Source organism: Pseudoalteromonas sp. B160 (assembly GCF_037162485.1).
Lineage (GTDB): Bacteria > Pseudomonadota > Gammaproteobacteria > Enterobacterales > Alteromonadaceae > Pseudoalteromonas > Pseudoalteromonas rhizosphaerae.
In genome coordinates this window covers 3489693-3509838 of the sequence record NZ_JARLUX010000001.1, presented here as the reverse complement: position 1 = coordinate 3509838, position 20146 = coordinate 3489693, and the positions used below count along the sequence as shown (strand labels likewise).

Sequence of the window (20146 nt, the reverse complement as noted above, 5' to 3'; positions counted from 1 at the left end):
ATTAAATTCATGAACTTTAGACTTTTACCCGAATGGGCTGAGCAAGACGCCGTTATGCTCACTTGGCCACACCAAGCCACTGATTGGTGCGACAATTTAACCGCTGTAGAGCCTGTATACGTGCAATTATGTCAGCATATTTGTAATGCAGAGCAATTAGTGATCATCGCTCATGATGAAGCCTTAAAAACACACATTAGCCAATTATTGCGCAACAACGCTGTTGATTTGAGCCGCGTGCATTTTGTTGTTACTCCCTGTAACGATACGTGGGCACGTGATCATGGCCCATTAACCTGCGCCGCAGTTGCTGATAATAGCCAACTAAAAATTGTTGATTTTATCTTTAATGGCTGGGGTAATAAATTTACCAGTGAATTAGATAATAAAATTAATGCGGTACTAGTTAAACAACTTGCCGATACGCGCAATCAATACCAAGCGCTTGATTTGGTTCTTGAAGGTGGCGGTGTAGAGATTGATCAACACGGTGTACTATTGACCACCAGTGAATGTTTGCTTAATCCAAATCGTAATCCAGATCTAACCCAACAAGACATTGAACAGTGCTTGCGTGAACAACTTGGCGCCACCGACTTTTTATGGGTTGATCATGGCTATTTAGCTGGTGACGATACCGACAGTCATATCGACACTTTAGTGCGTTTTGCGCCTAATGATACCTTAGTGTATGTAAAGTGTGATGATAAAAATGACCAACACTTCAGCGCTCTTGATGCCATGGAAAAGCAGTTACAAGGTTTTAAAGCAACAACAGGTAAACCTTATACCTTAATTGATTTACCATGGCCAAAAGCCGTATTTAATGATGATGGCGACAGGTTACCTGCCACCTACGCAAATTATTTAATCATTAATGGAGCTGTACTTGTGCCTATTTATGCTGATGCCAATGACGAATTAGCCTTAGCACAAATTCAAACGGCCTACCCTGAGCATCAAATAATAGGCGTAAACTGCTTACCAATTATTCATCAATTTGGTAGTTTACACTGCATTACTATGCAATTACCCCGTGGATTTTTAGCTGGAGCATCATTATGAGCAGCCCTGCAAATTTAACCGTTGCCTTAGTGCAGCAAAGTAACAGTGATAATGCCGCACAAAACATGGCAAAATCAATTGCCGGTATTCGCGATGCCGCAAGCCAAGGTGCACAACTGGTGGTGTTACAAGAATTACATCGCAGTCTGTACTTTTGTCAAACCGAAGATGTTGATGTATTTGATTTGGCAGAGACTATTCCGGGCCCAAGTAGCGACACTTTAGCTGAGCTTGCAAAAGAATTAAGCATTGTTATTGTTGCCTCTTTATTTGAAAAACGTGCCACAGGGCTTTATCACAATACTGCGGTAGTGCTTGAAAAAGACGGCACAATTGCGGGTAAATACCGTAAAATGCATATCCCTGACGATCCAGGCTTTTACGAAAAGTTTTATTTCACTCCGGGTGATTTAGGTTTCGAACCAATTCAAACTTCTGTCGGCAAACTTGGTGTCTTAGTGTGTTGGGATCAATGGTTTCCAGAGGCTGCGCGTTTAATGGCAATGGCCGGTGCTGAACTATTAATTTACCCAACCGCAATTGGCTGGGATCCACGTGATGACGAAGGCGAGAAAACACGTCAAAAAGATGCTTGGGTAATATCGCAACGCGCACATGCGGTTGCCAATGGCGTACCCGTGATTAGTTGTAATCGTGTCGGTCATGAAAGTGATCCAAGTGGTCAAAGTGAAGGTATTCAATTTTGGGGTAACTCGTTTATAGCGGGTCCTCAAGGTGAACTGCTAGCAGAAGCCAACAACACTGATGAGCAACTGTTACTTGTTGAACTTGATCAAAAGCGTTCTGAAAATGTAAGACGCATTTGGCCGTACCTACGCGACCGTCGTATAGATCATTACCACGATTTAACCAAAATATATCGCGATTAAGAATAAATTAGCGCCTCACTAGAGGCGCATTAAAGGAGTAGTAAATGGCGTTTGCGCAATGGGCAGCCTTGCCTTGGGTAAAATCTCAAAAAGATAAAATTCAATGGGGGCAACTCACTGGCAGTGGTTTAAGTATTGCCATTGCACAAGGGGTTAAACAACAAGATGGCTTAGTGCTTATTGTTACCCCTGATACACCCAGTGCATTGCGCCTTGAAACAGAGTTGGAGTGCTTGCTACCCGAGCATCCAGTAATGATATTCCCTGATTGGGAAACGTTGCCTTACGATCATTTCTCACCCCATCAAGATATAATTTCATCGCGCTTAGCCACCTTAAATACTTTAAAAAAAGAACAACAAAGTGTATTAATTGTGCCTGTGTCTACCTTGATGCTACGTACCGCCCCTGCTTCGTTTATTTATGGTTCAACCATTAATTTTAAAGTCGGTGATATTCTCGATACCCACAAACTTCGCAGTAACTTAGAGCAAGCAGGCTATTTGCATGTGCAACAAGTCATGGAGCATGGTGAATACGCCATTCGTGGCTCGATTGTTGATTTATATCCAATGGGCAGTCCGCATCCATTTAGACTCGATTTTCTTGATGACGAACTTGATACCATTCGTTTATTTGATGTTGAAAGCCAACGCTCGGATGAAAAAGTCGATAAAATTGAATTACTACCTGCTCATGAGTTCCCTACCAACGAAGCCGATATTGAACGATTTAGAATAAACTACCGTGAAAAATTTGGTGCCAGCTCATCGCAAGATTCCGTGTATATGCAAGTGACCAAAGGCAATTGGCCTGCTGGTATCGAATATTATATGCCGCTGTTTTTTGAGCAATTAGCCACTATCTTTGATTACCTGCCAGATACTGCAACAGTGATGCAACTAGGAGATTTAGAAGATGCTGCGGAGCATTTTTGGCATGATATTAATGTGCGTTATGAAAACCGTCGAGTCGATCCATTGCGCCCGTTACTTGAGCCAGTTGCACTTTATCAACCCATTAATGAACTGTTTGAAAATTTAGGCAACTTTGCTCGCATTCGGTTATCGCAAGCAAAACTCGCGACAAAAGCAGGCAATAAAAATCTAGTCACCAGCGAGTTACCCGCAATACGCATTGATCATAAACTACATGAACCCTATCAAGCATTTATAAATTATGTAGCAGCGCAAAAGAAACAAAAAGGCCGTATCTTACTGTCAGTAGAATCCGATGGTCGCCGTGAATCTCTGCTCGCTATACTTAAACCCAGCGGCTTAAAGTTTAAAGAGTTTTCATCATTCGATGAATTTGTAAATAGCAGTAGCGATGTTGGCTTAATTGTCAGCCCACTAGAACAAAGTGTAGTACTTGGTACAAAGCCCGCATTATCCATAGTTACTGAACAAGAATTACTTGGCATTAAAGTATCCCAGCGTCGCCGTCGTAAACATAAATACGAAGCTAGCCAAGATGCGCTCATCCGTAACTTAGCTGAACTTAAAGTTGGCCAACCGATTGTACACTTGGACCACGGTGTAGGCCGCTACCAAGGTCTGCAAACGATTGATGCGGCGGGACTGATCACTGAGTTTGTAACCATTACCTATGCCAATGAAGCAAAGTTGTATGTGCCAGTGTCAGCCCTGCATATGCTCAGTCGTTATTCTGGTGGCGAAGAAGCCAGTGCACCGCTGCATAAACTGGGATCTGATGCTTGGGAGAAAGCGAAAAAACGCGCGGCTGAAAAGGTACGTGATGTGGCCGCTGAATTACTCGATATTTACGCCCAGCGTCAAGCTAAAGCTGGTAATGCATTTGCCCTTGATGGTGCTGCTTATCGCGTATTTAGTGATGGGTTTCCATTTGAAGAAACTGACGATCAGCGTAACGCTATCGAAGCTGTGCTAGGTGATATGCAAAGTAAACAAGCAATGGATAGGTTAGTCTGTGGTGATGTAGGTTTTGGCAAAACTGAAGTTGCGATGCGCGCCGCCTTTGTTGCTGTAAACGACAATAAACAAGTAGCGGTTTTAGTACCAACTACCTTGCTTGCACAACAACACTTTGAAAACTTTAAAGATCGATTTGCCGACTTACCCATTGAAGTCGGTGTGCTGTCTCGCTTTAATTCGCCTAAAGAACAAAAAGACACCCTAGAAAAAATGGCTAAAGGTACCTTGGACATCGTCATTGGTACTCACAAATTGATCCAAGCCGATATTATATTTAAAGATCTTGGCTTGCTCATTGTCGATGAAGAACACCGGTTTGGGGTACGTCAAAAAGAGAAGATAAAATCACTGCGTGCCGATGTTGACATTTTAACACTCACTGCAACACCAATCCCACGTACATTAAATATGGCCATGAGTGGTATGCGTGATCTTTCAATCATCGCGACCCCTCCTGCAAAACGCTTAGCGGTTAAAACATTTGTTCGTCAACGCGATGCAGATTTGATCAGAGAGGCGGTATTGCGGGAAATAAAGCGCGGTGGCCAAGTATACTTTTTACATAATAACGTTGAAACTATTGACCGCGTGGCAGAAGAAATTAGTGAGTGGGTACCTGAGGCAAGCGTCGCTTCTGCCCATGGCCAAATGCGCGAACGTGATTTAGAACAACTGATGAGCGAATTTTACCACCAGAAATACAACGTACTCGTATGTACTACCATCATTGAAACGGGAATTGATATCCCCACAGCCAATACAATTATTATGGATAGAGCCGATAAACTAGGCTTAGCGCAGTTACATCAGTTACGGGGTCGAGTTGGTCGCAGCCATCATCAAGCTTATGCTTACTTATTAACGGGTAATCCTAAAGGGCTGTCGAAAGATGCTGTAAAACGCCTTGAAGCCATCGAGTCACTGGAAGATTTAGGTGCCGGTTTTGCACTCGCAACCCACGATTTAGAGATCCGTGGTGCTGGTGAGTTGCTTGGTGATGATCAATCAGGACAAATGCAAACCATCGGCTTTAGCTTATATATGGAAATGCTTGAGCAAGCTGTGAAATCTCTTCGTGAAGGCAAGGAGCCTACCCTTGATAACTTGCTACAACAACAAAGTGAAGTGGACTTAAAATTAGCCGCTTTACTCCCTGAAGATTATATTCACGATGTAAATGCGCGACTAGGTATTTACAAACGGGTTGCCAGCTGCGCTAACCTAGATGATATGGACGAATTACAAGTTGAGCTGATTGATCGCTTCGGTCTGCTGCCTGATGCAACTAAAAACCTATTTAGTTTGCAGCAACTGAAACTCAAAGCCAGCGAATTAGGCATCAAAAAAATTGAAGCAAATCCAAAAGGTGGCTATTTTGAGTTTAGTCAACATACTAAGGTTAACCCTAGCTTCATTATAGGTTTGATACAAAGTGCACCTAAGGTGTATAAAATGGATGGTGCAAATAAGTTGCGCTTTGCGATCAATGAAGCGAATGCCCGCGAACGCTTAAAAATGGTCACTGCAATGATTGCGGATTTCGAAAAAAGGTTAGCCATTAATGTTGCTTAAAAAATCTCTTATCCTACTATGCTGTGTATTTAGTAGCACAGCATTTGCAGAACGTTGGTTTGAAGTAGAAATACTGATATTCAAACAGCGCCCAGCCCCTTATTTGCAAGAAGACTTTAGCTTAGCTAAAGAACCAATTAACGCTAAACGTAGCATTGATTTACTGACACCACTTTATATTGAACAAGCTAAGCAGGAATGTATCAACGGCGACACTCGCTTTAATTCACAGTCGTTAACCGATTCTGTGATTGGTGTAAACCGCTCTAATTTGTGCGATAACAACATCGATTACCTGCGCAGTTATTCAGTGTTACCACTGAGCCCATTAGCGCCTGTTAAAGATGATATGGAGCAAACCTACTTACTTGCTCCCGAACAGCTACAATTTACATCACAGCAACAAGAACTACTGCGTAAAGGCCTCAAACCTATACTTCACACCGGGTGGCGTTTTGAAGGGGCGAGCCAATCTCGTTCTGAAAGTATTAAACTGTTTGGTGGTAAATTATTGCACGCACCTGTGATTGCGCAAACGCCACAGTATACAAATAATGACTTTATTAGTTTAGTCAGTCCTAATCAGTTCATAGCCCCTGCAATTGAGCAAAATGCAGATAAGTGGGAATTAGATGGCACTTTTAATATTTATTTGCGCCATTATTTATTTATTAATGCCAGCTTTGACGTAAATGAAATCCAAGTAACTGGTGAAATCCAACACGCTCGGTTCTCACAATTCAAACGTGTGATAAGTGGCGACATTCATTATTTTGATCATCCAAAAATGGGCATGATTGTACAAATTAGAAAATTTAACCACTAAATAAAGGAAGATGACCGAATGAAAAAACTTTTAATTATTGCTGCAACATTAAGCCTAGCAGCTTGCTCAAAAGTAAACTTAGATAATTACGAGAAAATCGAAATTGGCATGGACAAAACTGCAGTAGAAGCAATTTTAGGAAGCGCTGATAATTGTGTAGAAAAACCCTACACACAAATTGCACATGGGGCGATGACAGTAAAAACATTGAAATAACCTTGGTATCAAACAAAGTATCTTTGTATAGTAAAACTGGTTTAGAAAAATAAACCATTGCAGTAGGTAGTAACGATGTTGCCACCTACTGACAGTTATTACCACCAATAGACAGGATAATGACGCTTAGGGTTACGTGATAAATTATTAACTAGCAACCCAACTAACAGCATAATTGTCGTACCAAACAATACAGGGCTTACGACATAGTAATAACCTAGCTGTTGTATACCGCTACCACCAATAACCGCAATCAAAGCAGTAGCGCCACCCGGTGGATGCAAAGTACGCGTTAAGTGCATAACCGCAACTGATAGTGAAACAGCCAAAGCACTTGCCAACATTAAATCGGCAGTTAGCAGTTTTGCCACAGTAACACCCACCAACGCACTGAGAACATGACCGCCAATAAGATTACGCGGTTGAGAAAACTCTGCCAATGGCGCACCGTAAACAAGCACAGCAGTTGCACCTAAAGAACCAATTAAAAATAAATTAGTTAACGGATCAAACTGTAAGCTTTTGCCAATTATTGCAACTAAATAAATGCCTAAAAATGACCCAATTAAAGACCAGATGATTTTACTCATCGGTTTACGTGGTGGACATTGACTGGTTGCGGCCATCCTGAAATCAGAAAGCGCATATCACTCCCCTCAAGCTGTGTAAAAAGAGGGAGATAATACCTGATAGATAAGAAAATCGACGACAACATTTATTCCATTTCGCTATAAATCAGTTCAATGCTAACTATTTTACTTCTATTTAAGGTGATTTTATAACGCTGGTACTTTATCTCTTCGTCATTTTGATATGAAAGCACTACATTTAGTTGATAGCGCCGCTCCACACTTTGTTTAGATATTTTATTATTATCAAGATGATACAGTTTACCTTCGCCTTTTTTTAAGTTCCGCGCAAACGCCGCTAAACTAAACTGCAAGGTCTGTTGCAAGCTATCATAACCAGGTAAGAACTCTTTTGCATTAACCCGTATTTCACTGGCAAAGTGCAGCCATTGCGCTGCTTGTTTATTTTGTTGACGTCGTTTTGAAAATATTTTTCGTACATCCTCTGGAATATGTTTAAAGCGTGTATATTCAAGCCAGATGTATTGTGTAGCTATTTTATCCTTGGTTACACTATTTCGAAATTGAAATCGCCATTTTGGGCGCCCTTTCACAATAGCTCGCCAAATAACTCGTGTTATGTCTTCTTTAAAAATTTCTCGCATCCCGTAAATAGCGCCCAAAATGATCACTAATGTTGCAGTCACTTCGGTAAATGAGATCCGCGCATTCAGAACCACAACCATAACAAGCGCCATTATAATCGCTGTAACGGTTCCTTTAACCAATCGTTTTAAATAACTATTAAGGTAACGAGTATTACGATTTAACACCACACCATGCTCAATCAAACGCTGTAGAAGACGCATCTTATTGGTGATCCGGTTTGCATCCTGAAGGGTTGATTCCGAGTTATATTGCAGCTCATGTCGATAATCTTGCTCGGCTTTACAAAAATTCATCAGATCATTACGCTCTTTCGCGTAATCACTGCTACGTGGCCCTTCGTCAAGTAATTTTAAAAACGACTGCTCAATATGCCAACTCAGATAGTTATCTGCATTGGTATAAAACGAGATCAGTTTTTCATCATCAGGTGTGTAACGCCTTAGCTTTTTAAGTAAGCTTTGACTTTGTTCACATAATTCAATAGCGCGCTGATAAAACTCATCAACTTCTTCAATCTTTATTGTATCTTTGATATCAGTATCAATCGCTAGGCGGACTTGATAACAATACAAATTGAGGTTTTGCCGATAGTCTTGTTGTTCACCTTTATTTTTACTAACAAAGCGACTGCGCACTAAAGGTAAATGGATATTATTGGCGTTATACGCTAAATACGATTTGAAGTGGTTATTAAAATACGATTCTTCTGTTAACGTTTGCGGATTGATGCCCATTTCATTCGGAATAGAAAAGTACATATCAATGCGCTGTTCAGAGCGCGGGCTCAATTCAGGTTCAATTATAAAGGATAAGTTTTCATCCTGTTTTAGCAATCAGCTCTCCTAATAAGTAAAAAGATGCATCTAGTTTACTGCCACACTTTCATTTGTTCAATAAAAAAGGCCTAGTAAACTAGGCCTTCATAAGAATCCAATATTCTTTCTAATTAGAATTTAACATTCACACCAGCGAAGAAACGACGACCCAGTACATCGTATGTGTACGGGTCAGTGTTTGAATCATTATTACCTGTGTAGTAAGGAGGTTGCTTATCAAATAAGTTGTTTACACCTGCAGATAATGCAACAGTTTCATTGATCATGTATGAACCACTGATGTCATGGTAGATAACAGTTGGTGTAGACGGCGCATAACACGTGTCTTTACCGATACATGAGTAACTATCCATACCAGAGATGTAACGAGCTTGATACTGTGCATCCCAGTTGTCGCCAGCTGCATTTAGTGTAAAGTTAGACTTAAGATCTGCATAGCCACCAATGTTTGAAGTTATCAAACCAGCGTAATCAACAGTATCATCAAGAACAGTTACAACATACTCGTCTAGGTAAGTAGTGTCTAAACCTGCTTTCCAGTTAAGGCCTGCAACTTCAAAGCTATATGATAAGTTTAAATCTACGCCAGACGTTTCCTCAGCACCAACATTTTGCAGCTGATTGTTGAAACTAATTCGACCTGTGCTATCCATGCCGATATTAGCTGACTGACATAATACAGAATCAGCATTTGCAGTTGTTGCTAAACATTGATCGACAATATATTGCTCGTTAACTGATGCAATCGCATTATCAATCTCAATTTTGTAATAATCAATTGTCATGCTGGAAGCCGTCAAACCACTCTGGCTCGTATACGATACCTGCTGTGAAAGTATCCGCTTCTTCAGGAGTAAGTAATGAGTTACCACCTACTGTTACTTCAGCTTGATCTTGTGCACCAGGGAAAGTTACACGTTCAAAAGAAGGTGAATTACCTGAATAAAGCTCAGAAACGGTTGGTGCTCGGAATGCTGTAGATACTACACTACGGAACATTAGTTCGTCATTTGCTTTCCATGTTAAACCTAGCTTCCATGTTTCGTCAGAACCAAATGTGCTGTAATCAAACGCACGGATTGCAGCGCTAAGCTCTACGTTTTGAGCAAATGGTGCATCAGCAAGTAATGGGATTGCAAATTCAACATACGCTTCATTTACGTCAAAGCCGCCAGCGGTTGGTTCAACCATAGGGTCATTTGCAAGGCCTTGCGCTGTTAGTGAATCTGGTGTGTACCATGCTTTCTCTTGACGGTGCTCAACGCCCGCAGCAAAAGCAGCATAACCTGCTGGTAATTCAAACATTTCACCTGATACAGATGCTGAAACTATAAATAACTGACTACCACCATTGTTTACTTCAGTGTAAACATTTTTACGGAAATCTTCAGATGTCCATGCAGCTTGATCAAGCGGGTTAAATGTACCTTCAGTGATTTGTTCTTGGATAGCACCCATATTGTGAAGGTTGGCTGTCTTATCAACAGAATCGTTACGACCGAAGTTAGCTGACACATCCCATGAGTAATCACCTACAAAACCTTCTGCACCAATTACCGCACGAACAGTGTCTACTGACTGTTCGAAATAACGAGGGCCAGTGTCTGACATACGACGCCCATAAGAGATATCATCACCATATGCGTAATTTAATGTGTCAGTAATATATTTACCGTCTGCATCACGATCTGCAAGACCATCGCCATTGCGGTCAACTTTACCTACATAAGTTTGACCAAGTAATGAATCGCCCATATTTTCATTGTACTTGAAATCAAACCATACTGGCTGTGCAGCCATTTGCTGTTGCGACCAACGTTTTGTGTAGGTAAATTCCGTAAATACACGTGTATCGTTTGAAATTTCATAACTTGCAAGGCCAGTTAAGTTCAAACGCTCCATTGGCGTGTATAAGTAGCTATCTGGCGCAAAGTTATAAAGGTCTGAATCTGTATACGGATGGAGTCCACCAAGGCCGCCTAAACCATCATCGGTTGGGGCAAGACCTGAAGTAACAGGGTTACCATCAGCATCAACTGTTGAACCATCTTCATTTACATCACCAATTACACCACCTTGCCAAATATGGCCACCTGGGCTGTATGGAGAACCACCGTTACAATTTAGACCGTTAGCACCTTCTGCAATAGGACAACTTGAGAAATCACGATCTGATTGCTTTGCTTTACCACGGTCAGTGTACTGCATACCGATAACAATGTTACCTTTATCGAATGAAGAACCAACTGTAAAATCGAATGAACTTTCAGTTGCATCGCCTTCGCCTGTGATTGCCGAGTTGACGTTCATATCAAGGCCTTCGAAATCATCTTTTAGGATGATATTCACAACACCTGCAACCGCATCCGTACCATATACAGCAGATGCACCATCTTTAAGTACTTCTACAGATTTGATCATTGAAACAGGGATCGTGTTTAGGTCAACAGTTGATGCAGCGCCAGTACCTGAGGCAATCATACGACGACCGTTTACAAGTACTAATGTTCTACTAGAACCTAGTCCACGTAAATCAATACGTGCATTACCACCAGAACCATTGTTAACGCCAGGGTTTGTCATTGCACCGCCTGTGGCGGTCATTTTTTGTAATACGCTATCGATGCTTGTGGCACCCATTGCTTTAATATCATCTGCGCCAATTAATGTAACTGGGCTAGCGTTTTCCATATCTGAACGCTTAATGCGAGAGCCCGTAACTTGGATTTTTTCAATTGATTGGGCGCCATCTTCCGCAGCCACTGCTTGCATTGTTGAAAACATAGGGATAGCTGTAACTACAGCTAAACCGATAATAGATTTTTTCATGTGAAACCCTACTTGTTGGAGAAATACCTTGCTCAGGTAGCGCTCGTTTTATTTGAGAATATCGAGTCAGCGAGGGCAACTTAGGCGGACTTAACTGAATGAAATCTGAATGAGCGGTTAATAATTACCTTCGAAATTATTGATAAACCCACAATAGGTACATTGGTTAATGAATGTTTCATTGTTAACTAGTTAATACATTTTATATTCATATACTTAAGTGCAAAGAAAAACATTTTAAACATGTATGAAATCAAACTAATGGACTTTGTAATTATATGTAATTAACGTATAAAAATACCTAAATCAGAAAATTTCACAAGTTAATCACATCATTTTATTAAAACTGCAAAACTGACCAACAACTGCTAACCATAGTTATGCAATAATTTTGCGTATTTAAGCTCTATGCAACTTTTTTGATAGCAATATAGTGGGGTTTAGCTTTGTTCATTGCAGCTTAATGTCAAAATAAGGTGGTTTTATGCGCACTCTATAAATTTAACTGAAAATATAAAAATTCAAGGCGAGACTTAAACTAGAAACCCTGATTTACAAATAGATACTCAACTTAATATTCAGCGTATTATTTCAGTAAATATTGCTTTGAAGTGTTTTGAACCGTTAAAGGATCAATTAAGAAATGGGCCCAGTGCATTGTTAATGCATTAAGTCAGTTAATACTTAGCAAATGAAGGTAACAAAAATAGCGTGTTTGGATAGGTAGAATAAGTGATAACGGACATTTGTAACTCTATGCCCTAAGCTTCGGATAGCAACTTTCTTAACCAACACTCCGATTTAATATGGATTAAACTGATATCAATAAGTCGCATCAAAGTAATAAAATACATGCTTAAGTTGACCCTGTGGATTTTTAACTTCGAGTGTCAATTTCCAGGTCATATTGCGCTCAGAACAAATACCAACCATACTTTGTGCGACAAAAATATCGTCAAGCGGCTTAAACAACACCGGAATATATCCCATATACATAGTGATGCCTTCAAGTTTTGCACTGTGAACTAACAATGAGCTTGGTAACGATAAATTTATCTCAAAAGGCGTTTCTGGCGTTATTTGTTGCTCACTCAACCAAATTTTCACCTGATTATCATACTCGCATAACTGATTTGGCTGACAGCTTGCACCTTGGCGTTGCTCTTCTATACTTAGCGATTGTGGGCCACATGCAATTAACAGGTTCAATACGCTTAAAAACACAACTAAAAGCTTAATTGGCATAATATTCCCTAGATAAAGTAAAGGCTGATACTAATCAGCGCAGTGTTAAAATACAACCACAGAACTAAATTCTTACACAAATGTACAAAAGTGCATCAAAAAATAACCAACTGCATGTGAAAAATTGATTGATGTCATAATTTTATGCAATTGACCTATCTTTTTTAGGCCAAAAATTTTATCATTTCCCCGCAAAAATAAGGGTTTCTCGAGTTTGTTTTCTGAAGCAGTCAAAGCTTTGAGGGTTTTTGATAACATACTTAAGAATAATAGTAGGCCCCACTTTATATAGTGGGTAATTCATTTCTAAACGCATTTATTGCAGCGGAAGCCAGAAAATGAGCCAAACAGTAGCATCACAAACTGAGTACAACTATAAGGTTGTACGCCAATTCGCTATTATGACAGTGATTTGGGGCATCGTTGGCATGAGTATTGGGGTTCTGATTGCTGCCCAATTAGCTTGGCCAGCACTTAACTTTGATACACCATGGTTAACATACTCTCGACTACGTCCGTTACACACGAACGCAGTTATTTTCGCATTTGGTACAAGTGCACTATTCGCGACATCATATTATGTCGTGCAACGTACTTGCCAGACGCGCCTTCTCTCAGACAAATTAGCCGCCTTTACCTTCTGGGGTTGGCAGTTAGTTATCGTACTTGCGGTAATCACTCTACCTCTAGGTATAACAAGTTCAAAAGAATATGCTGAGCTTGAGTGGCCAATCGATATCTTAATTGCTGTAGTGTGGGTTACCTATGCGGTTGTGTTTATGGGCACCATAGCTAAGCGTAAAGTATCGCACATTTATGTCGCTAACTGGTTTTATGCTGGCTTTATCATTACTGTTGCAGTGCTTCACATTGTAAATAGTATGGCTGTGCCTGTATCGTTAACTAAATCATACTCAATCTACGCAGGTGCAGTAGATGCGATGGTTCAGTGGTGGTACGGTCATAACGCTGTAGGTTTCTTATTAACGGCTGGTTTCTTAGGTATGATGTATTACTTTGTACCAAAACAAGCAGGTCGCCCAGTTTATTCTTACCGTTTATCTGTTGTTCACTTTTGGGCTTTAGTATCACTTTATATTTGGGCAGGCCCTCACCACTTACACTACACTGCACTTCCTGATTGGACACAGAGTTTAGGTATGGTTATGTCAATCATCTTATTCGTTCCTTCTTGGGGTGGTATGATCAACGGTATCATGACGCTATCTGGCGCATGGCATAAACTACGTACTGATCCAGTACTACGCTTCTTAGTTGTTTCATTGTCTTTCTATGGTATGTCTACCTTTGAAGGCCCGATGATGGCGATCAAGTCTGTAAATGCCCTTTCTCATTACACTGATTGGACTGTTGGTCATGTTCATTCTGGTGCACTTGGTTGGGTTGCGATGATTTCTATCGGTGCTATTTACCACCTTATCCCAGCATTATTTTCTCAAGGTCGTATGTATAGTATTAAACTGGTTAACACACACTTTTGGTTACATACTGTAGGTGTTGTTTTATACATTGTAGCAATGTGGATTTCAGGGGTTATGCAAGGTCTAATGTGGCGCGCAGTAAATGCTGACGGTACATTAATGTACAGCTTTGTGCAGTCACTTCAAGCATCACATCCATTCTATGTTATGCGCTTCCTAGGCGGTGTGTTCATCGTGGTAGGCATGCTGGTTATGGCTTATAACGTTTACCGTACTATTTCTGCGAAGAATGATTCGTTGAAATTAGATGCGCAAGCACAGTTAGCATAACGGAGTGAGATGATGAGCAATAATAATTCACAAAACAAACATGAAATAGTCGAAAAAAATATCGGCCTTATGGCTATCTTGACTGTTTTTGCTATCAGCTTCGGCGCACTAGTAGAGATAACTCCACTGATGTTCCAAGATGATACAACAAAGCCAGTCGATGGTTTACGCCCACTAAACGCGCTTGAAATGGAAGGCCGTGATATCTATGTACGTGAAGGTTGTTATAACTGTCACTCACAAATGATCCGCCCTTTCCGTGACGAAGTTGAACGTTATGGTCACTACTCGGTTGCTGGTGAGTCGGTTTGGGATCACCCATTTCAATGGGGTTCTAAACGAACTGGTCCAGACCTAGCACGTGTGGGCAAACGTTACTCGGATGACTGGCATTATGCTCACTTAGTGAATCCACGTGCTGTGGTTCCTGAGTCAAACATGCCAGGTTTTCCTTGGTTAGCAGAGGATCGCGTTGATACTAGCCTTACTCTGAAAAAGCTTAAAATTTTCCGTGATACATTTGCTATTAATCCACAAAATCCAGCTCACCCTGGTTTAGGATATGGTAGTGATGAAGAACTAATCGCTGACGTTGCTAAAGTTGATGCTATGAATGACGGTAAGGGTGCAACAGAAATGCAAGCCCTCATTGCTTACTTGCAACAACTTGGCACGCACTTGAAGTAATTAATTATGGATTACGGAACATACAGAGGCATTTTAACTCTGGTAATTTTAGTACTATTTATTGTCATTGTTGTGTGGGCATATAGTAAGCGTAGTAAAACACGTTTTAAAGACGCCGCTAATGTCATCTTTGAAGATGAGAAAAAACATAATGATACAATCTCTAACGAGGAAAAGGGGTCTGAGAAATGACTAGCTTTTGGAGTATATGGGTTATTGTATTAACCCTTGCATGCTTATTTATCATTTTTGGATTACTAGTGTGGAATTTAACAAACTACACTGGTGTTAAAGAAGGTGAAAGCTGCGGGCACGAATTTGATGGTATTGAAGAACTAAATAATCCACTACCTAAGTGGTGGACTTACATGTTCTTTGCAACATTTGTATGGTCAGTTTATTACTTAGCAGCATATCCTGGCCTAGGTAACTGGGAAGGTATTGCTAAGTGGAGCAGTTCTAACCAGGGTATAACCTCTTTAGCTGAATCTAAAAAAGCAGTTGAAGAAGCTAAAGCGAATGGCGAATTTGTAAAGCTTGATGCGGAATATCGCGCTGCAGATGAGCGTTTTGGTCCTATTTTTGCGGCTTATGCTCAGCAAGATATTGAAACACTTGTTACTGATGAAAAAGCACTGGAAATTGGTCAGCGTTTATTTGCTCAAAACTGTTCACAGTGTCATGGTTCTGATGCTCGTGGTGGTCAAGGCTTCCCTAACCTAACTGATAAAGATTGGTTATATGGCGGCACGCCAGATAAAATCAAAGAAACACTTTTATATGGTCGTATTGCTGCAATGCCACCTTGGGGTGCTGCATTGGGTGAGCAAGGCGTTAAAGAAATGACTGCTCATGTACTAAGCTTATCAGGTCGTACCGTTAACCAGAAAGATGCAGCAGCAGGCGCAGCTAAGTTTGCAATGTGTGCCGCGTGTCATGGTGCTGATGGTAAAGGTTCAGTTGCACATAACTTACCGTTTGGTGCACCTAACTTAACTGATAACATCTGGCTGTATGGTGGTTCTCAACGTGCTGTTGAAGAAACACTTAATAACGGCCGTGCCGGTGTTATGCCTGCGTGGAAAGATATTTTAGGTGAAGAAAAAATCCACCTATTAACTGCATACGTTTATAGTTTATCGCAAGATAAATAATTAAAATGTTAATGGGTTGTTTATATTTTAATGTTTTAATTCAATAGATTAATTAAGATCAAAAAAGCCTCCATCTGGAGGCTTTTTTTAGTCTTTTCAATTTAAATCCTATAAAATGCCCTTATCGCAAAACAAATTAAGTGTATTTATGACCTCTACTCCTTGGTATAAAAATTTCTGGCCGTGGTTTTTAATCTTTTTTCCGCTAGTTGCCATCATTGGCTGTATTTCCCTCTTTATAACTGCGATCGGCAATGGCCCTGATATGGTGGTTGATGATTACTATAAAAAAGGCAAAGCAATTAATTTAGAATTGAGCAAATTTGATAAAGCCAAAGCGTTATATTTACATGGGGAATTAAACGTCGAAACAGACAAAGTAAGCTTTAAATTCAATAAAGGGGATACCAGTAATATCCATTCTTTAAAGCTATCGTTTTACCACCGTACAATCCAGGCCCATGATTTTAGTACTCATTTAACCCCTAATGCAAATGGTGAATTTACAGCAATTATTGATCCATATAGTGATGGTACTTATACTGTATTTATTGAGCCAATAGACGGTAGTTGGAAGTTAAAAGAAAACATCACTTTGCCAAGTAAGCAAAGTATTACCATAAGTCCTGAATATAAGTAGTAAAGCTATCATGTCTAATAACTGCTTTCATTGCCTTGAAAGTGTACCATCTGGTTTTAGCGCGACTGTTGTTATAGACGCAAGCGCGCAACCGATGTGTTGCATTGGCTGTCAAACCGTTGCCGAGACAATTGTTGCTCAAGGTATGACAGATTATTATAAATTCAGAACCGTACGCGCTGGTAAAGTAGAACAGCTAGTACCAGAGCAATTAGCATTTATTAGCAGTTACGATAATCCAGATATTCAAGACGAGTTTATTTCTCAAACCAACGACATCAGTGAAGTGTTATTGACCGTTGAAGGGATCACTTGTGCCGCCTGTGCATGGTTGATTGAAAGGCAGCTGTTAAATATACCCGCAATCAAACGCGTTGACGTAAATACATCAACAAACCGTGCGATGATCCAATGGCATAAAGATCAGACACCACTAAGCGACATTATCAAATCGTTATTAGAAATTGGCTACAAGGCCTACCCGTTTCAAGTCGATATTGAAGCAAGTCAAAAGCAGCTAGTTGCCAAATCGTACATTCGCAGGCTCGGCGTAGCAGGCTTAATGACAATGCAAGTGATGATGTTTGCTTTCGCCATGTACTTTGGCATGTTTTCTGGCATGGAAGAAAGCTTTGAACAGTATTTTCGATGGATCAGCTTAATACTCGCTTCACCGGTTATTTTATACAGTGCTATGCCCTTTTTAACCAATGCAATTAATGGCTTAAAAGCCAAGCAGTTAAACATGGATCTTCCTGTATCCCTGGCTATTTTTGGCGCATATGGCGCAAGTAGTTACGCCACAGTGATGGCCGTGGGCGAAGTGTATTTTGAATCAATTTGTATGTTCACCTTCTTATTATTGCTAGGTAAATATTTAGAGTTTAGGGCTCGACTGAAAGCCAGTGAGTTTACTGCTAACTTACAAAAGTTATTACCACTTACAGCCCGTACTTTGGATGAAAACGGCCACGAACATATTATTGCAGCTAAAAAATTAAAACTCGGTGACCGAGTCTTAATTAAAGCCGGAGAAACAATTCCTGCAGATGGTGTTATTTGCTCTGGCAGCACCACCGTTGATGAAGCAATGATGACAGGTGAGCATTTACCAGTTAGTAAGTACATTGATCATCAAGTTTTTGCCGGTACCGTGAATCATGATGGTGTAATTGAAATCCTTATCAATAAAATTGGTCAAAATACTCTTTTAAACCAAATAATTAAATTGCAGCACAGTGCGCTTGCCACCCGTCCTAAACTGGTGGAAATCACCGACAAAGTGGCACAGTGGTTTGTTGCCTGCTTGCTGGTATTTGCCTCACTTACCGCCATCGGCTGGTATCAAGTTGACCCTGAACATGCCTTTTGGATCACCATTGCGGTCCTTGTTGCAACTTGCCCATGTGCGCTAAGTTTAGCAATTCCAACCGCCTTAACCTGCGCGGTGGCTACCTTAACCCGCAAAGGAATACTCATTAAGCAGTCTCATGTGCTAGAAACACTACCACAATTAACGCGCGTTGCTTTTGATAAAACAGGCACGTTAACACAGGGGCGTTTTAGCCTAGATGCTGTGGACTTATTAGCAAATTCTTTATCTAAAAAACAGATTTTGGCTCTTGCAGCACAACTTGAAAGTTACTCCGAACACCCTATTGCGACTGCATTTAATGAGTTCACACCCACACAGCGCGACTTAACGAATATTAAAATTCATCCTGGCTGTGGCATCACCGGTGAAGATGACAATCATAACTATGCAATTGGTAAAAGTGGTTGGTTCAACAGTAAAAAAGTAATGCTCAAGCAACGTTCTACATTGATCAACAACCGGTTGCTAATTTTTACTTTGTAGATGAAGTAAAAAGTAATGCTGCAAACTTAATTACCTCTTTACAACAGCAAGGCTTAACCTGCCACATGCTAACTGGGGACGCCTCAAATGCAGGGCAACAAATTGCTAAGAAGCTCAAACTTGATAGCTTTAAAGTAGGCTGTCTACCAGAGGATAAACAAAGCGAAGTGAAGCTGTGGTCAAGCCAAGGTGAAATTGTTGCCATGGTAGGAGATGGTGTCAACGACAGTCCAGTGTTTAATAGCGCACATTTATCTATCGCAATGGAAACCGGCGCTGATATTTCCAAAAACACCGCCGATGTGGTATTACTCAATAGTGATTTAGCCGCTATAGAGCATTTATTGACGGTATCGAAAAAAACACGCCGAATAATAAAGCAAAATTTAGCGCTTTCATTGCTCTATAATGGTTCAATCTTACCGCTTGCGGCATTAGGCCTAGTTGCACCTTGGATGGCTGTGATTGGGATGTCTGCCAGTTCCATCATTGTGATCAGTAACTCACTAAGGTTATTAAAATTATGAGTATAATTTATATTCTAGTTCCAATTGCTATTTTATTTGTACTGATCGCGATTGGAGTGTTTTTTTGGGCCGTTCGCGGTGAACAATTTTCAGATTTAAACAAACAAGGTCATAGCATTTTGTTTGAAGATGATAAAGAGCAGCACAAAAAAAGTAATGATTGACCCCTTATTTGTCAGCGCTTTTATCATGGGCCTTATTGGCAGCGGACATTGCATAGCAATGTGTGGTGGTATTGCCAGCTCCTTACAATTAGCCACAGATAAAACCCGACCATTGCAGTACTCCATTGCGTATAACATCGGTCGTGCCGGCAGTTATATGCTCGCAGGGGCGCTCGTTGCTGGGATCAGCAGCCATTTTGCCACCCAAAGTCATTGGTTCGCGTTAATTTTAGCGTTTTTAAGTGGCCTGTTTATGATTTTGGTTGGCTTGTATATCATGCGGTTAGGCGCAAGCTTACAATGGCTGGAATCGCTAGGGAAAACCTTGGTGTGGCAGCACTTGGTAAAACTAAATCGTTTTATAATGCCAATCAACTCATTACCTAAAGCAATGGCTTATGGCGCATTATGGGGTTGGTTACCCTGTGGTTTAGTTTATTCAGCGCTAACCTGGGCGATGACCAGCAACACAGCCCTTGATGGCGCTCTAGTCATGCTATTTTTCGCGCTTGGTACGTTTCCCGCGATGTTAAGTATCGGCATGGGCGCACAAGTATTACATAAAGTATTAAATCACCCATGGGCACGAATAGCACTGGGCAGTGTACTTATTTGGTACGGGATTTATTTACTTATCATTGCAACTGACAAGCTGCTGCATTAATCTTAACA

At 40.7% G+C, this 20146-nt stretch carries 14 protein-coding genes and 3 pseudogenes; 13 read left to right on the top strand and 4 right to left on the bottom strand.

All coding sequences use genetic code 11. The annotated features are described in order from the left end of the window. Window positions 1-9: 9 nt before the first annotated feature. From P4S61_RS16370 to P4S61_RS16350, 5 genes and pseudogenes are all read left to right on the top strand, one after another. Complete coding sequence (locus P4S61_RS16370) at window positions 10-1065, top strand: agmatine deiminase family protein (RefSeq protein WP_145233546.1); 1056 nt, start codon at window positions 10-12, stop codon at window positions 1063-1065. Beyond that, window positions 1062-1955, top strand: coding sequence for a carbon-nitrogen hydrolase (locus tag P4S61_RS16365; RefSeq protein WP_145233544.1), 894 nt, complete (start codon window positions 1062-1064; stop codon window positions 1953-1955). The genes P4S61_RS16370 and P4S61_RS16365 overlap by 4 nt, the downstream gene beginning before the upstream one ends. Window positions 1956-1999: 44 nt before the next feature. Then, window positions 2000-5482, top strand: a complete 3483-nt coding sequence (gene mfd / locus P4S61_RS16360) for a transcription-repair coupling factor (protein WP_337118665.1) — start codon at window positions 2000-2002, stop codon at window positions 5480-5482. After that, entirely contained in the window at window positions 5472-6308 is an 837-nt protein-coding gene (locus tag P4S61_RS16355) for a peptidoglycan binding protein CsiV (RefSeq protein WP_145233539.1), read from the top strand. Before mfd ends, P4S61_RS16355 begins: the two co-directional genes overlap by 11 nt. Window positions 6309-6326: 18 nt before the next feature. Further along, a pseudogene (locus P4S61_RS16350) lies at window positions 6327-6577 on the top strand (DUF3862 domain-containing protein). A 45-nt stretch (window positions 6578-6622) separates the two neighbouring features. On the opposite strand, the gene P4S61_RS16345 reads toward P4S61_RS16350, so the two are convergent. The 4 genes and pseudogenes from P4S61_RS16345 to P4S61_RS16330 form a co-directional block, all read right to left on the bottom strand. Continuing rightward, window positions 6623-7114: an HPP family protein gene (locus P4S61_RS16345; RefSeq protein WP_442961574.1), complete on the bottom strand. Its 492-nt coding sequence runs from the start codon at window positions 7112-7114 to the stop codon at window positions 6623-6625. 125 nt (window positions 7115-7239) lie between these two features. Beyond that, window positions 7240-8595 carry a hypothetical protein gene (locus tag P4S61_RS16340; RefSeq protein WP_337118662.1) on the bottom strand — a complete coding sequence of 452 codons (1356 nt, stop codon included), beginning with the start codon at window positions 8593-8595 and terminating at the stop codon, window positions 7240-7242. Between the two features lie 113 nt (window positions 8596-8708). Then, window positions 8709-11427: pseudogene (locus tag P4S61_RS16335) on the bottom strand (TonB-dependent receptor). Window positions 11428-12249: 822 nt separating this feature from the next. Further along, entirely contained in the window at window positions 12250-12672 is a 423-nt protein-coding gene (locus P4S61_RS16330; RefSeq protein WP_337118661.1) for a hypothetical protein, read from the bottom strand. A 338-nt stretch (window positions 12673-13010) separates the two neighbouring features. Here P4S61_RS16330 and ccoN point away from each other — a divergent pair, with 338 nt between their 5' ends. The 8 genes and pseudogenes from ccoN (at window position 13011) to P4S61_RS16290 (ending at window position 20138) form a co-directional block, all read left to right on the top strand. Continuing rightward, window positions 13011-14444, top strand: coding sequence for a cytochrome-c oxidase, cbb3-type subunit I (ccoN, locus tag P4S61_RS16325; RefSeq protein ID WP_145233514.1), 1434 nt, complete (start codon window positions 13011-13013; stop codon window positions 14442-14444). A gap of 12 nt (window positions 14445-14456) precedes the next feature. Then, window positions 14457-15131, top strand: coding sequence for a cytochrome-c oxidase, cbb3-type subunit II (gene ccoO / locus P4S61_RS16320; RefSeq protein WP_145234075.1), 675 nt, complete (start codon window positions 14457-14459; stop codon window positions 15129-15131). Window positions 15132-15137: 6 nt separating this feature from the next. Next, entirely contained in the window at window positions 15138-15323 is a 186-nt protein-coding gene (locus P4S61_RS16315) for a cbb3-type cytochrome oxidase subunit 3 (protein ID WP_064667100.1), read from the top strand. After that, on the top strand, window positions 15320-16285 hold the full coding sequence (gene ccoP, locus P4S61_RS16310; RefSeq protein ID WP_145233511.1) for a cytochrome-c oxidase, cbb3-type subunit III: 966 nt from the start codon (window positions 15320-15322) through the stop codon (window positions 16283-16285). The genes P4S61_RS16315 and ccoP overlap by 4 nt, the downstream gene beginning before the upstream one ends. Before the next feature lie 148 nt (window positions 16286-16433). Next, window positions 16434-16925 carry a FixH family protein gene (locus P4S61_RS16305; protein WP_145233509.1) on the top strand — a complete coding sequence of 164 codons (492 nt, stop codon included), beginning with the start codon at window positions 16434-16436 and terminating at the stop codon, window positions 16923-16925. A 10-nt stretch (window positions 16926-16935) separates the two neighbouring features. After that, window positions 16936-19310, top strand: a pseudogene (locus P4S61_RS16300) (heavy metal translocating P-type ATPase). Further along, complete coding sequence (gene ccoS / locus P4S61_RS16295) at window positions 19307-19474, top strand: cbb3-type cytochrome oxidase assembly protein CcoS (protein WP_145233504.1); 168 nt, start codon at window positions 19307-19309, stop codon at window positions 19472-19474. The pseudogene P4S61_RS16300 and the gene ccoS overlap by 4 nt, the downstream one beginning before the upstream one ends. After that, a complete protein-coding gene (locus P4S61_RS16290) occupies window positions 19467-20138 on the top strand; it encodes a sulfite exporter TauE/SafE family protein (RefSeq protein ID WP_182731415.1) in 672 nt (223 codons plus the stop codon). The genes ccoS and P4S61_RS16290 overlap by 8 nt, the downstream gene beginning before the upstream one ends. Window positions 20139-20146: the final 8 nt, after the last annotated feature.

What these genes read in the sequence shown, in the direction of transcription:
- mfd (WP_337118665.1), top strand. Translation starts at nt 2,000, where the DNA reads ATGGCGTTTGCGCAATGGGCAGCCTTGCCTTGGGTAAAATCTCAAAAA.
- P4S61_RS16355 (WP_145233539.1), top strand. Translation starts at nt 5,472, where the DNA reads ATGTTGCTTAAAAAATCTCTTATCCTACTATGCTGTGTATTTAGTAGC.
- P4S61_RS16330 (WP_337118661.1), bottom strand. Translation starts at nt 12,672, where the DNA reads ATGCCAATTAAGCTTTTAGTTGTGTTTTTAAGCGTATTGAACCTGTTA.
- P4S61_RS16315 (WP_064667100.1), top strand. Translation starts at nt 15,138, where the DNA reads ATGGATTACGGAACATACAGAGGCATTTTAACTCTGGTAATTTTAGTA.
- P4S61_RS16305 (WP_145233509.1), top strand. Translation starts at nt 16,434, where the DNA reads ATGACCTCTACTCCTTGGTATAAAAATTTCTGGCCGTGGTTTTTAATC.
- P4S61_RS16365 (WP_145233544.1), top strand. Translation starts at nt 1,062, where the DNA reads ATGAGCAGCCCTGCAAATTTAACCGTTGCCTTAGTGCAGCAAAGTAAC.
- P4S61_RS16345 (WP_442961574.1), bottom strand. Translation starts at nt 7,114, where the DNA reads ATGAGTAAAATCATCTGGTCTTTAATTGGGTCATTTTTAGGCATTTAT.
- ccoS (WP_145233504.1), top strand. Translation starts at nt 19,307, where the DNA reads ATGAGTATAATTTATATTCTAGTTCCAATTGCTATTTTATTTGTACTG.
- P4S61_RS16370 (WP_145233546.1), top strand. Translation starts at nt 10, where the DNA reads ATGAACTTTAGACTTTTACCCGAATGGGCTGAGCAAGACGCCGTTATG.
- ccoN (WP_145233514.1), top strand. Translation starts at nt 13,011, where the DNA reads ATGAGCCAAACAGTAGCATCACAAACTGAGTACAACTATAAGGTTGTA.
- ccoP (WP_145233511.1), top strand. Translation starts at nt 15,320, where the DNA reads ATGACTAGCTTTTGGAGTATATGGGTTATTGTATTAACCCTTGCATGC.
- P4S61_RS16290 (WP_182731415.1), top strand. Translation starts at nt 19,467, where the DNA reads ATGATTGACCCCTTATTTGTCAGCGCTTTTATCATGGGCCTTATTGGC.
- ccoO (WP_145234075.1), top strand. Translation starts at nt 14,457, where the DNA reads ATGAGCAATAATAATTCACAAAACAAACATGAAATAGTCGAAAAAAAT.